The sequence below is a fragment of the Stenotrophomonas sp. HMWF023 genome (genome assembly GCF_003060985.1).
GTDB lineage: Bacteria > Pseudomonadota > Gammaproteobacteria > Xanthomonadales > Xanthomonadaceae > Stenotrophomonas > Stenotrophomonas lactitubi.
The window spans coordinates 1-13,100 of sequence record NZ_QAIJ01000206.1 but is presented as its reverse complement, the minus strand read 5'-3'; the positions used below and the strand labels follow the sequence as shown (position 1 = coordinate 13,100).

The window sequence follows — 13,100 nt, the reverse complement described above, 5'->3', positions numbered from 1 at the left end:
CCCCGCCGTTTTTTTGTGCGTCTGGCGCCCATTGTCCCCTGCTATCAAGAGGCACGCTCTGATAGAGGCCAAGCGGGGTTGGCGGCGTTGGTTTCATGCACGCAGTGACACGTGTGCCAACCAAGGTTGGCATCTACCAGGGCACGAGCGCTGCTTTGAAATCGTCGCCGTTGATTAGCCGCACGCCTCCCCCCTCCAGCGCACGGGCACCGCTTCGTTGCCAACCGTGGCTGGCACCCTGGGTGTCATGCACGCGGCAGCGCCTCTGCCAACCAAGGTTGGCATCTACCAACGCGTGCGTCAGTTCGCCGGGGCGAACTGTAGCCGGGTCCATACCCCGTAGTGATCCGACGCCCAACGGCCGCCGTCATCCGGCTGGTCGAACAGGATCTTTGCTTCGCGCGCGACCATCTCGTCCTGCTGGAAGAAGATGTGGTCGATCCGCGACGGCGCCTGGTAGTAATGACGGTTGAGCGTACTGACACCGGCCAGGTCGGTGTTGACGTGCACGCTGCCGTAGCTGTCGCCATAGTGGCTGCGCAGCTCGCTCAGATCGCCGGCATCGACCAGTGCATTGAAGTCGCCGGCAATCACTACCGGTGCACCGGCAGAACTGCCAGCGATGAAACGCAGCAGATCTTCGACCTGGCTGCGGCGGATGCGCTGGCCGGCGTCGTCACTGCGCTCGTTGAGATGGGTCGCATAGACATTGACCGGCTTGCCGTCCACGTCGATGCGCAGATGGGCCACGGTGCGGTAGTCATCCAGCGGCAGCAGCAGGTGCTCGCCGCGGGCCAGGATCGGGCGCCGGGTCAGCAGCGCATTGCCGTAGCGCTTGGGCGCTCCCACCGGATCGGTGGACACGAATACGTAGCGGTAACCGAGCTGGCTGGCCAGCCACTGCGCCTGGTTGCGTACGTTGCGCTTCTGGATCACTTCCTGCAGCGCGATGGCATCGGGCTGCAGGCGCTTGAGCTCGGCCACGATCGTGCGACGGCGGCTGGGCCAGTCCTCGCGATCATGGTGCAGGTTGAACGTCACCATGCTCATGCCGGGCTCGCTGACGGCCGCCGCGTTGGCCGCGGCGACCGGCGCAGCGGCCAACGCCAGCCCCGGCAGGGCCAGCGCGATCGCCAGCCCCAGCACGCAGAGACTGCGGCCGATCCCGATCGGTTGACGCATGGTTACTGCCCTTTGCGCTCGGCGCGGCGCACCGCGCTGGGCACGTCGATCTCGACCCGTGCCGGCAACTGGTGCACATGCAGCTCGTTGTTGATCCATTCCGCTGCCTCGCCGTTGACCGTCGCCTGGCCCGGCTCGCCTGCATACGGCCATGGCAGCACCACGCCACCGGCCGGCGGCACCAGGCCGGGCTGCACCTCCAGCACCAGCTGCTTGTCGCTGCGCTGCAGGCGATAGTTGAGCTGCCCCTGCGGCGTGCGCAGGCCCTGCACGGCGATGCCATTGCCCTGCAGCCACGACACCGGGATGCCCGCGGCAAGCACCAGCGCCTCGTCTGCGTCGCGGTTGTAGGCGAACATATCCAGCGCCGAACGGACAAAGTCCGATGCCACCCAAGCATGCGGCAGGTCACCTACAAAGAACGGTTTGCGCGGCGTACGCGAGACCACCTCGGCCCACTGGTTCCAGGCCTGCGGCGCGCGATCCTTGAAGAAGAACTCGGTGGCCTGCCAGGCACGATCGCGCCAGCCCAGGCGCACGAACGCGGCGACGTTGCGCCATTCGTACGGCGTGTAGTCCTTCCATTCGCGCTTGCCATCGCGGCGCGCGACGAATTCGTTCCAGTAACGCTGGAAGGTCGCGTCCAGCGCCTCCTGCGGCAACCGCCCTTGCTCGCCGCCCGGTGCCAACGCGATCGTGGTGGAGGTGGCGTCGAAATCACCCAGCTCGGCCGAGCCCGGCAGATAGTCGATGCGATGCTGCTGCATGGCCGCCAGCAGCGAGGCCTGCAGGTCATCCCGGAACTGATCGCGCGATTCGCTGATCTGCATCGCCTCGACCTTGCCCAGCTGCGCCGCCAGTTGCGCGGCGTCCTTGTAGCCACGCAGCGCCCAGAAGTTGTCCCAGTACGAATGCATCGGCTTGGCCGAATAGCCCTCGTGGCTGATCGAGGCCGGCATCATCCCGTAGAAGGCAGGATTGCGCGCACGGTTCTCCTCGGTGCGCTCGCTGCCCCGCAGTTGTTCCATGTAGCTGTAAGCGCCCAGCACATGTGGCCACATCTGCTCGAGGAAGGCGGTGTCGCCGGTGTAACGGCCGTACTCGGCGATGTTGTAGATCAACTCGCCGTGGCTGTCGTTCTCCGGCACAGGGTCACTGCCACGCGCATCGACGCAGCACGGCACCTTGCCGTTTTCAAACTGATAGGGCGCATACCAGGTCACGTAGTCGCGCACGGCATCGCTGCGGCCCATCCGCAGCAGGCCTTCGGAGATCATCGCGCCATCGCGGATCCAGCTGCGTGCATAGGAGCGCGTGCCCGGCTGCAGGCGCGGGCCGACCCGCGAGATCAGCATGTGCGCCACTGCGGTGCGCAGGGTTTCCACCAGCGGCTGGCCGGCAGCCGGCACCTGCAGGGTCACCGCACCCAGCTTGTCGCGCCACATTGCCGCGACCTGCTGCTGCGCCTTGGCCACGTCCAGCGCCTGCGGCGCCCAGCTGCCCGTCTGCGGCAGCACGATCGCCACTTCGCGGCTCTGCCCGGGTTCGAGCTTGATCGTATACAGCAGCGCACCGGACGCCATGCCGGTCGAATCCTTCACGGCGGTGGTGCCGGGCAGCTTGCCGCTGGCCAGGTGCATCGCATCCAGCTTGCCGTCGAAGCTGCTGGCAAAGCGCGCATCCGGCACCTGCAGGGGATACAGCCGCGGTTCGCCATTGATGCGCACCAACTGCTCGCCCACGTCCAGGCTGTCGATGCGGCTGAAGCCGCCCACCGTGTTGAGGAACTGGGTGGGCGGATTGACCTGCCACGGACGGATCGCCAGTGCCAGGGTGTATTCGTGCGCGACCTTGTCCGGATTGCTCAACCGGTAGCGCCCGATCAGCTGCGCGCGCTCGGGCGTGCCCTGCACGAAGCTGGTCACCGACAGACCGGCCTTCTCGTGCACCCAGTCGACCGTGGCGATCGGCAGGTAGCGATCCTGCAGCGACTGGGTGATGGCAACGTCGGCCCAATCCAGCAGCTTGCCGTCGAGGCGGATGAACGGCTCGATGCTGAAGCTGCCCTTGGCCGGCTCCAGTGCACCGTCCTCACTGATCAACGCCTGTTCCTGACCACCATCCAGGCCAAGCAGGGTCCAGTACGGCTGCTCGCCAACGTAAGCGCGCGGCAAGCTGCCACGCGGCAGGTCGGCTGCCACCGATGACAGGAAGGCATTGGGCGTCGCAGCAAATGCGAGCGGCTTCAGGGTGATGTCACGGATGCCGTAGCGCCAGTTCGGCCCGCTCTGCAGGTCGAAACGCACATAGCGCGCATCGGTGTCGGGCAGTGCCAGCCAGTCGCGGCCTCCGGCACCGGCGGTCACTTCGCGCACGGTACGCCAGTCACGACCGTCCTCGGAGGTGCGCACGGTGTAGCGGTTCGCTTCCAGGCTGGGCAGCCAGTCGATCACCGCACCGCCGATCTCGCGGCTCTTGTGCAGGTCCAGGCTGATGGTCTGCTGCTTGACCCCGCCACTGATCCAGAAGGTATCGGACTTGCCGTCGATCATCCGGTCCTGCAGCGCGGTTGCGGTATCGGCGATCACCGAGGGCCGCAGCGCCGAATCATCCTGGGCGGGCAGGCCCTGCAGGGTCAGCTTGTCGAAGCACACGGTGCCACGACCACCGACCTTGCTGTAGATCGTGAACTCCATCGACGCACTGCGCGTCATGTCCTTCTCTGGCGATGGCCCCCACGCCTTGTCGATCTGCCGGCGGCGGTACTCCACCGGCGTCCACGCCTTGGGGAAGGCGTAGCCGGGACGGTTGACCCACCACACGTTGTCGCCGCTGGCGTCGATCAGCTTGAACTGCAGGTCATTGGCCGGCGAATCACCGCGCAGCTGGAAGCCGAAACGGTAGTTGGCCGGGTACTCGATGTTCAGCGGGCGGCGGATGCCGACGTAGCCGGAGACCTCATGGAAGTCGTAATCCAGGCACAGCGCGCGGCCACCGCCGGCACCACTGACCGGCCGCAGCGAGCCGCTGACCTGGTCGGACAACACCAGCTTCCATGCGCTGATGTCGTCGAAATCATCCAACACCTTCGGCGCGGGGAGCGCCGGTGGTGCGGCGATCGCCAGGGAAGACCACAACAGGCCCAGTCCAACGGCGATCGCACGCTTCATCCCTTCACGCTCCCCAGCAACAATCCTTGGATGTAGTACCGCTGCAGCACCAGGAACAGCGCCAGCACCGGAACCACGGTGACCACTGCGCCGGCCATCATCATTTCCACGTCCATGATGTGTTCGCGCGAGAGGGTGGCCAGGGCCACCGGCAAAGTGTAGTGCTCCTGGTCGGTCAACACGATCAGGGGCCACATGAAATCGTTCCATGCGCCCATGAAGGTGAAGATCGCCAGCGTCACCAGCACCGGCTTCAGCATCGGCAGCACGATCTGGAAGAAGATCCGCAGCTCCCCTGCCCCGTCGATGCGCGCCGCTTCCAGCAGCTCATCGGGAATCGAGCGGGCGTACTGGCGCACCAGGAAGATGCCGAACACGCTGGCCAGCGCCGGCACGATCACGCCGCCGAAACTGTTGACCAGGCCCAGCTGCTTCATCAGCAGGAACAGCGGCAGCATCGCCACCTGTGCCGGGATCACCAGCGCCGCCATCAGCACCTGGAACAGGCGCTCACGACCGACGAAGTTGAGCTTGGCGAAGGCGTAGCCGGCCATCGTGTTGAGCAGCAGCGAACCGAGCGTGATCGCCAACGACACCAGCAGGCTGTTGGCGAAGTTGCCGCCCATGCCGGTGCGCGCGAACAGCTCCGTGTAGTTGTGCGTGGTGATGCTGGACGGCAGCAGCGGCGGCGGGAAGTGGGTGGCCTCACCCTGCGGCATGAACGAGACCGAGAGCATCCACAGCAACGGTGCCAGGCTGACCAGGGCCAGCACCAGCAGTGCGCCGTTGATCATCCACGGGTGCCAGCGTGACTGGCCGATTTCACGACTCATACCAACTGCCTCTTGCGGCCAAAGCGCAGCATCACGGTGGTCACCGCCAGGATGATCAGGAACAGCAGGAACGCCACAGCCGAGGCGCGTCCCAGGTTCCACCACTTGAAGCCTTCCTCGAACATGAAATACAGCACGCTGACGGTGCTCTGCAGTGGGTCGCCGCGGGTCATCACGTACGGTTCGGCGAACAACTGGAAGTAACCGGACACGGTGATCACGCCGACCACCAGCAGCACCGGGCCGAGCATCGGCAGGGTGATGTGCAGGAACTGCTTCCAGCGCGAGGCGCCATCGATACGCGCGGCCTCGTACAGATCATGCGGGATCGCCTGCAGGCCGGCCAGGAAGATCACCATGTTGTAGCCGAAGTTCTTCCACACCGCGAACAGCATGATGGTCGGCATGGCCCAGTTGGGGTCGCCCAGCCAGTCGATCGGGCTGATGCCCAGGTGGCCCAGACCGTAGTTCACCAGACCGTAGCTGGTGTGGAACAGATAGCGCCAGATCACCGCCACTGCCACCAGCGTGGTTACCACCGGGGCGAACAGCGCGGTGCGGAACAGTGCCTTGAAACGTGCCGCCGGGGCATTGAGCAGCATCGCCGCGCCCAGCGATACGCCGATCGACAACGGCACGCCGATCACCACGAAATACGTGGTGTTCCACAGCGACTTCCAGAACATCGGCGTCTGCAGCAGGTCGATGTAGTTGCCGAGACCCACGAAGCGCAGGTTGCTGCTGTCGGCCAGCGCATACAGGTCGAAGTCGGTCACGCTCAGCGCCAACGCCGAGGCTACCGGCAGGCCGAAGAACACACCGAGCACGATCAGCGAGGGGCCGGCGAAGATCCAGCCGGCAAGGGAAGAACGTTTCATTGCGGGCTCCCGGCCGCGACTGCACTGGTCGAACCCGAGGGGGGTGCGCTGCGCTGCAGGCGTTGTTGTTCATGCATCCATCGACGCTTGGCCAGCACCTTGTCCACGCGCTGGTCCAGTTCGGCCACGGCCTTGTCCTGCGGCAGGCCACCACGCACCACTTGTTCGGTGACGATGCGCATTTCCTGCACGATGCGCTCCCATTCGAGCACCTTCGGGGTCGGCTTGACCCGCTCCAGCTGGTCGCGGAACGCTGCGGCAAGGGGATCGTTGGCCAGCGACGGCGCGTTCCACGTGCTGCGGCGCGGCGGCAGGTCGCCGATGATCGCGTGGAAGCGCGCCTGGATTGCCGGCCGCGACAGGAACTCGATCAGCTTCCAGGACGCTTCCTTCTGCTGCGATTTGCGGAAGATCACCAGGCTGGTGCCGCCGGCGATGCCCGCGCCCGGACCATCCGGACCCGGCAGTGCGGCGGTGCCCCACTGCCCTTCCAGTTCCTTCGGCTGCAGCTTCTTGAACTCGCGGATGTTCCAGGGGCCGGAGATGTAGAACACGTTGAAGCCGCGGAAGAATTCATCCCAGACGTTGGAGATCTGCGTCTCGGACATCTTCGGCGCCCAGCCCTGCTCGAACATGTTGGCGTAGAAACCGAGCGTGCGACGGAAGCCGGGGCTGGAGAAATTGCCACGGGTGTCATCGTCGCGCAGCAGCGGATCGGGCTGCTGCAGCGCCAGCGACAGCTGCTGCTCGAACTCGTTGATCGGCATCAGCACGGCATAACGGTTCGGGCCCTGCATGCGCTTGATCGCGGCCATCTGCTCGTTCCATTCCGCCCAGGTACGCGGCGGGTGGTCGAAGCCGGCCTTGGCCAACAGGTCCTTGCGGTAGTAGATCAGGCGGGTATCGACGTACCACGGCACGCCGACCAGCTGGTCGTGGATCACGTTGGTATCCCAGATGCCCTGGAAATAGTCCTTCGGATCGACCACAGTCGAGCGCTGCACGAACGGCTGCAACGGCGTCAGCGCGTTGAGTTCGGCGAACTCGGGCACCCAGGTGTTGCCGAGCTGGCATACGTCGGGCAGGCCATCGGCGGCGAACGCGGTCAGCAGCTTCTCGTGCGCGGCCGTCCACGGGATGTTCTGCACATCGACCTTGATGCCGGGGTTCTCCGCTTCGAATTCGTGGATCAGCTCGCTGACCACTTCGGCCTCGCGGCCCATCGCCCAGAAGCGCACGGTGGTAGTGCCCTGCTCGGGGCGGGCACAGCCGGCCATGACCAGCGCGGCCAGTGCAGGCAATGCCCAGCGTCGCAGGCGGTGTTTCCAGTCGTGCACCTTGTTACTTCCCCTGGCCGGTGTTGCGGTTGGCATTGTTTTTCTGTTCCTGCGCGGCGGCCGCACGTGATTCAGCGATACCGACCGCACGTGCCGCTGCGGCCTTCTCATCCTTCTGCAGCTCCAGCGGCTGGAAGGAACCTTCCGGCGCCAGCCAGCCACCACTGAAGCCCGCCCGTTCCAGGCCCTTGCGGATGTACGGGTTCTTCTTCATCACATCCCAGACGAAGTCGTTGCGGTAGTTGGCGATCATGGTCAGGATCGGGCCCTGGTCGATGGCGATGTAGTCGCTGGCGACCCAGCCGCGATCAGGCACCACGCGCCCTGTCTTGATCGGGATGTCGTAGTTGAAACTGGGATTGAACGAATCCAGGAAGCCATAGCTGGAGTAGATGTAGTCGCCGTAGCGCTTGTGCATCTCCAGCGTGGCCGGGATCACTTCCTCGGGCGCGAACACGACCGAGGAGATCGCGGCGGTTGGCGCGATCGTGCCGTCATCGAAATTCTCGCGCAGGCCTGCGCCGCGCGAAGAGTAATGGCGGAACTGGCGCTGCTCGCCGCGGTATTCCTGGGTGGTGTTCTGCGGACCATCACTGGCGGTCAGGCCCCACACGTTCTCGCCGTATTCCTTCCAGTTCATCGGATTGGCAATAGCGTACTCACGCTGGGCCAGCGCGGCCGAACGGCTGTTGAGGAAGTAGGTGCTGCCACGCTCGCGCATGTAGGCATCCTGGATGTCGCGGAAATCGATCCAGACGTGGCTGTACTGGTGGCCGAACAGCGGGCCGAAGGACAGGTATTCCTGGCCCTGGTAGACACCCCAGTCGTTGTCGTAGGTGCGCGTCCACACCGTCCACGCATCCGGGCTGACCGGATGGCTGGGCGAACCCAGGGCGAGGATGTAGACCATCATCGCCTCGTTGTAGCCCATCCAGTCATGGTCGATGAAGCCGTTCTCGGGGAACCAGCCCATCGAGATCAGCGGTGCACGCTGCTGCAGCCACGGCCAGTCGACCTGCTTGTACAGGGTGTCGGCGATCTGCCGGATTTCCTTCTCGCGCGGATCGTCGCCGTCGTAGTACGACTGGGCGAACAGCACGCCCATCATCAGCAGCGCGGTATCCACCGAGGACAGTTCCACCCAGCTGTCGTAGCGGCGGCCCTGCTGCATGTCCAGGAAGTGGTAGTAGAAACCCTTGTAACCAGCCTTGCCGGTGCGCTGCGGGCCCATCGGCACGTCGCGGAAGAACTTCAGGGTGGTCAGGGTGCGGTCGATCGCCTGGTTGCGGCTGACCCAGCCGTTCTCGATGCCGATCGGATACGCGGTCAGGGCGAAGCCGACCGAGGCGATGCTGGCGAACGGCCGCGACGGATAACGGTCCGGGGTGAGGCCGTTGATCTCGTTGGTGGTATCCCAGAAGAACTGGAAGGTGCGGCGCTCAAGGTCATCGAACAGTGGCGGCAGCTCGGGCTTCATCGGCCGAGGCGGTGCGTCCGCCTCGATCAGGATCACCGGCGGGCGCGGCTTGGCAGGCTCCTGCTGGGCCGGTTTGCAGCCGGCGATGGCCAGGGTCATCGCAGCGGCGGTCATCAGGTGGCGTGCCTGCATGGCGCGGTTCCTCCGGTGGGCTGATCGATGAAAGAGCATAACGTCCAATGACCTGAAATCGTTTACAAAGTGCGGTCTTAAAAAACCACGGAAACGTGGTCGATGACACCGCGGTCATTGCCCACGCCATTGCCCCCTGTCTGGCAATGGCCTGGACAATGGACCGGCCCGGAGGCCGGCCATTGCTGTTGAAGCCGGAGCCATCGGCGAACCGATGGCTCCGCAATGCTGCACCAGGCATTCCGCTTAGAAGCGGAAGCCGACTTCGGCCTTGACCTGGCGCGGGGTACCGACGATGTCGCCGGTCTCGTTGTAGCTCGCGGTCAACTTGCCGTTCTTGTAGTAGTTGTAGTTCGAGAAGTTGTCGAAGTTGAACACGTTGATGATGTCGATACGCGCATACAGCTCGGTATCGCCCGCCATCTTGAACGTCTTGGTGGCCTGCAGGTCGACCGAACGGTAGCCGAAGATCTTGCCACCCAGCAGGAACTTGCCATTACCACCCGGAACCGCCGCCATCGGGGTCGGCAGATCGAAGCCGTTGGCCTGCGGCACGCCGTACCAGTCGTTGATCGCGGTCGGCGTGGCCAGGGTGATCTTGCCACCGAAGGTGATGCCCCAGAAGCCCGCGTACGAACCGGTCACCACCAGGCGGTGGCGCGGCGCGCCGTTGGAGCGGATGGTCGGGTAGTCACCGATCACGCCGCGGTCGAACGCGTAGTGCTCGTTGATGTCACGGTTGTGGCGGGCAGTGGTCCAGGTATAGGCAATCGAGGTACCCCAGCCACTTTCCTGGGTGAACGGCTTCTGCGCCGACAGCAGGATCTGGGTAGCGCGGGTCTTGATGCCCTGCTGGCCGATGATCAGGCTGCCGAAGCCCGGCACGTTGCAGCTCCAGGCCTGGCCCAGGCCAGGTTCGGTGCCACCGCACAGGCGCGGGTCATCGAAGAAGTTGCCGGTCGGGTAACGGTTGCCCAGGGTGAAGGCGAAACCATCGTAGGTCAGCGTGCGCGCGATGGTGGCATCGGTCAGCCAGTCGCCGATCTGGTTGCTCATGCCCAGGCTGAACTGGTCAGCGTAAGGCACCTTCAGGTTGTTGTTCAGCAGGTCGACTTCCAGGCCGGCATTGCTGGTCGAACCGACCAGGCTCTGCAGGTTGCCGATGCCGTTGAGCAGGTTCGGGTTCCAGTCATAGCAGGCCGCATTGCCCTGGAAGCACTGGCCGGTGGCCGGGTTGCGGAAGTAGATGGTCGGCTGCGGCAGGGCCAGCTTGGTGGTTTCCAGCTGCAGGTAGTCGAACAGGTCGCGGTCGTAGGATCGGCCCGCGCCACCGTGGATCACGTGCTGCTCGTCGGCATTGATGTCATACGAGAAGCCCAGGCGCGGCTGCCAGGCATTCTTGAATGCCTTGCGGTTGTGGCCGTTGCTGATGTAATCGTTGATGTTCAGGCCACTCAGCGCCAGCGTATCGGCATAGCTCTGGCCAGCCGCGGCACGCGGGTCCTGCGCGAACAGTGCGTTGACCACTTCCGGCGGGGTCACGAAGTCCAGGTAGGACGGGTTCTTCTCGTAGTCCCAGCGCAGGCCGAGGTTCAGCTGCAGGTGGTCGTTGACCTGCCAGTCGTCCTGGATGAACAGGCCGATCTGCTTGACCTTCGAACGCACTTCGCCGGACACGCCGGATACGCCGGTGACCGGCTTCACGAACTGCGCCTTGTACGGGATGCTGTCCGGGAACGTCGGGTTGTCGATGGTGTAGTAGAACTGCGGATTGATCTGCGCCGCGTCGGAGGCGTACAGGTCGATCTGCTTGTACTTGGCACCCATCTTGATGGTGTGGTCGCCGGCCCACTCGATGCCGTCCAGGGTCAGGTTGTCTTCGATCGACCAGCCCTTCTGGCCCTTCACCTGCGACGACATCGCCGAGGAGCCACCGATGGAGACGATCGGGCGCTCTTCGTTGGCGCCGTCCGGAGCGGTGTAGTTGAAGCCGTTGCCCAGGCTCAGCGGCTTGGGATTGTTGAACGAGTCTTCGTGGGTGACCATCAGCTCGTTGTAGTAGCGCTCACCGCTGTGGTTCCAGCGCAGCGCGTAACGACGGTCGGTGTTCTTGGTTTCCTTGCCGGCCATCGGCGCGGTCTGGTCCGAGAACTGCTGCTGGGTTTCGTCACGGTCCTGGAAGGTCAACTCCAGGCGGTCGTTGTCGGTCGGCTCGAAGTCGATCTTGGCAAAGATCAGATCCTGCTGGAACGGCTGGCTGGCTGGCCCCAGGCCTGCCTGCGCATCGGCCGGCACACGGTCGGCCTTGTTGGTCACCGAGCCGTGCGGAGCAATGGTCACCGGCAGGTCGAAGCGCTTGGCTTCATAGGTCACGAAAAAGTGGGCCTTGTCCTGGATGATCGGACCGCCCAGGGCGAAGCCGTATTCCTTCTCGGCCGAATCTTCCTTGCCCTTGTTCGGCTGGCGCTCGGCCGGGGTCATCGCACGCATGCTGTCGTTGGTGTAACGGTAGAAGGTTTCACCCTTGAACTCGTTGGTACCCGACTTGGTCGCAGCGGTGACGGCAGCGCTGGACACCTGGCCGTACTCGGCCTTGTAGTTGCCGGTGATGACCTTGTATTCACCGATGGCCAGCTGCGGGAACGGGTTGCCGGCACTGCCGGACTGGCCGGCCACGCCGCCGCCCTTGACGTAGCTCTTCTGGCCCACGCCGTCGATGTAGACGTTGGTGCCGTCGGAGTTGGTGGCACCGCCGCGCAGCGAGGTGTTGCCCTTGGCATCACGGGTGAAGATCATGCCCGGCACGGCGTCGGCGAACTCCAGGAAGTTGCGCGACACCTGCGGGGTGGTCTGGATCTGCTGCAGGCTGACGGTCTTGCCGACTTCGGAGGTACGCACTTCCTGCAGCAGGGTCGGCGCGACGACGTTGACGGTGTCCAGGTTGGTGGCGGCGGTCGTACCGGTGCCACCGGCGGCGGCGCCAGCAAAGTTGAGCGTCGAGGTCGAGGCGACGGTGACGGTGACCTTCTGCGTCTGGCCGTTGGCCACAACGTCATAGGTGCCCGGGTCCAGGCCCATCAGCGAATAGCTGCCGTCGGCACGCACGGTGCCGCGACGCACGGTACCGGTGGCGACGTTGGTGGCGGTGACTTCGGCACCGGCCTGTGCGCCGGAGACCTGGCCGCGCAGGCTGGCGTTGGCCGACTGCGCCATGACGTTCGGGGCGGCGGCCAGCATCAGGCAGCTGACCAGGGCGGTGCTCAGCAGCCGGCGCGCCGGCGTGCGGATCGTGGAATGCATCATCAACTCAATCTCCGGGTGGCGGTGACCGCTTGCGCGGCACCTGCGATCAATCAAAAAAGAAGGAACGCCTCTGGCTTCAATGGCCGGATGGCGGAGTGGTGGAATCGCGAACAATCAGGCGCGGGACCAGGGTCTGTTTGTCCCCTGTCCCATCCGTGGAGGTGCCGTCCATCAACTGCAGCAAGCGCGACATCGCCCGATCGCCCAGTTCGGCGATGCTGACCTGCATGGTGGTCAGCGACGGGTGGACGAAACGCGCAAGCGGAATGTCATCGAAACCGGCCAGGGCGACATCGGACGGCACATGGACACCTGCCTGCGCGAAGGCATACAGGCAGCCCAGGGCCATCATGTCGTTGGCGGCGAATACGGCATCGGGCAGCGTGCCGGCTGCCAGCAACTCCTGACCGGCGCGATGGCCGGAAGCTTCGTCGAAATCACCGGGCAACTCGATCCCCTCCGCGCCACCACCAAAAGCCGCCAGCGCATCACGGAAGCCGCGCAGGCGCTCACGCGCGTCGAAGTTGAGGTCCGGGCCAGAAATGAATGCAATGCGCCGATGGCCTACGTCGAGCAGGTGGCGGGTCATCGCCATCGCCCCTGCATGGTCATCGATGCTCAACACCGGATGGTCCTGCCCAGGCAGGTAGGTGTTGATGAGTACCGTCGGCAACGCCTGCGGCAGGTTGTCGGTCAGGAACCCCGGGCTCTCCGCATAGGGCGAGAGCACCAGCAGACCGTCGACCCGGCCGCGCATGGCACGCAGGGCAGCACCCTGCTGCTCCTGG

Annotated in this window: 8 protein-coding genes; all 8 read right to left on the bottom strand. The window is 64.8% G+C overall.

Going from position 1 to position 13,100, the window contains the following annotated elements; all coding sequences use genetic code 11:
• Window positions 1-300: 300 nt before the first annotated feature.
• On the bottom strand, window positions 301-1,182 hold the full coding sequence (locus tag DBR20_RS11215) for an endonuclease/exonuclease/phosphatase family protein (protein ID WP_108266229.1): 882 nt from the start codon (window positions 1,180-1,182) through the stop codon (window positions 301-303).
• Window positions 1,183-1,184: 2 nt separating this feature from the next.
• A complete protein-coding gene (locus tag DBR20_RS11210; protein WP_108266228.1) occupies window positions 1,185-4,352 on the bottom strand; it encodes a discoidin domain-containing protein in 3,168 nt (1,055 codons plus the stop codon).
• The gene (locus DBR20_RS11205; protein ID WP_089236185.1) at window positions 4,349-5,185 is read right to left on the bottom strand and encodes a carbohydrate ABC transporter permease; all 837 of its coding nucleotides are present in this window, start codon (window positions 5,183-5,185) and stop codon (window positions 4,349-4,351) included. Before DBR20_RS11205 ends, DBR20_RS11210 begins: the two co-directional genes overlap by 4 nt.
• Complete coding sequence (locus DBR20_RS11200; protein WP_089236186.1) at window positions 5,182-6,063, bottom strand: sugar ABC transporter permease; 882 nt, start codon at window positions 6,061-6,063, stop codon at window positions 5,182-5,184. Before DBR20_RS11200 ends, DBR20_RS11205 begins: the two co-directional genes overlap by 4 nt.
• Window positions 6,060-7,400: a sugar ABC transporter substrate-binding protein gene (locus DBR20_RS11195; RefSeq protein ID WP_108266227.1), complete on the bottom strand. Its 1,341-nt coding sequence runs from the start codon at window positions 7,398-7,400 to the stop codon at window positions 6,060-6,062. Before DBR20_RS11195 ends, DBR20_RS11200 begins: the two co-directional genes overlap by 4 nt.
• A 4-nt stretch (window positions 7,401-7,404) precedes the next feature.
• Complete coding sequence (locus DBR20_RS11190) at window positions 7,405-9,009, bottom strand: glucoamylase family protein (protein ID WP_108266226.1); 1,605 nt, start codon at window positions 9,007-9,009, stop codon at window positions 7,405-7,407.
• A 246-nt stretch (window positions 9,010-9,255) separates the two neighbouring features.
• On the bottom strand, window positions 9,256-12,312 hold the full coding sequence (locus tag DBR20_RS11185) for a TonB-dependent receptor (RefSeq protein ID WP_108266225.1): 3,057 nt from the start codon (window positions 12,310-12,312) through the stop codon (window positions 9,256-9,258).
• A 76-nt stretch (window positions 12,313-12,388) separates the two neighbouring features.
• Window positions 12,389-13,100, bottom strand: a 712-nt coding sequence (locus DBR20_RS11180) for a substrate-binding domain-containing protein (RefSeq protein ID WP_108266224.1), incomplete at its 5' end; no start/stop codon positions are given.

What these genes read in the sequence shown, in the direction of transcription:
- DBR20_RS11210 (WP_108266228.1), bottom strand. Translation starts at nt 4,352, where the DNA reads ATGAAGCGTGCGATCGCCGTTGGACTGGGCCTGTTGTGGTCTTCCCTG.
- DBR20_RS11215 (WP_108266229.1), bottom strand. Translation starts at nt 1,182, where the DNA reads ATGCGTCAACCGATCGGGATCGGCCGCAGTCTCTGCGTGCTGGGGCTG.
- DBR20_RS11200 (WP_089236186.1), bottom strand. Translation starts at nt 6,063, where the DNA reads ATGAAACGTTCTTCCCTTGCCGGCTGGATCTTCGCCGGCCCCTCGCTG.
- DBR20_RS11185 (WP_108266225.1), bottom strand. Translation starts at nt 12,312, where the DNA reads ATGATGCATTCCACGATCCGCACGCCGGCGCGCCGGCTGCTGAGCACC.
- DBR20_RS11190 (WP_108266226.1), bottom strand. Translation starts at nt 9,009, where the DNA reads ATGCAGGCACGCCACCTGATGACCGCCGCTGCGATGACCCTGGCCATC.
- DBR20_RS11205 (WP_089236185.1), bottom strand. Translation starts at nt 5,185, where the DNA reads ATGAGTCGTGAAATCGGCCAGTCACGCTGGCACCCGTGGATGATCAAC.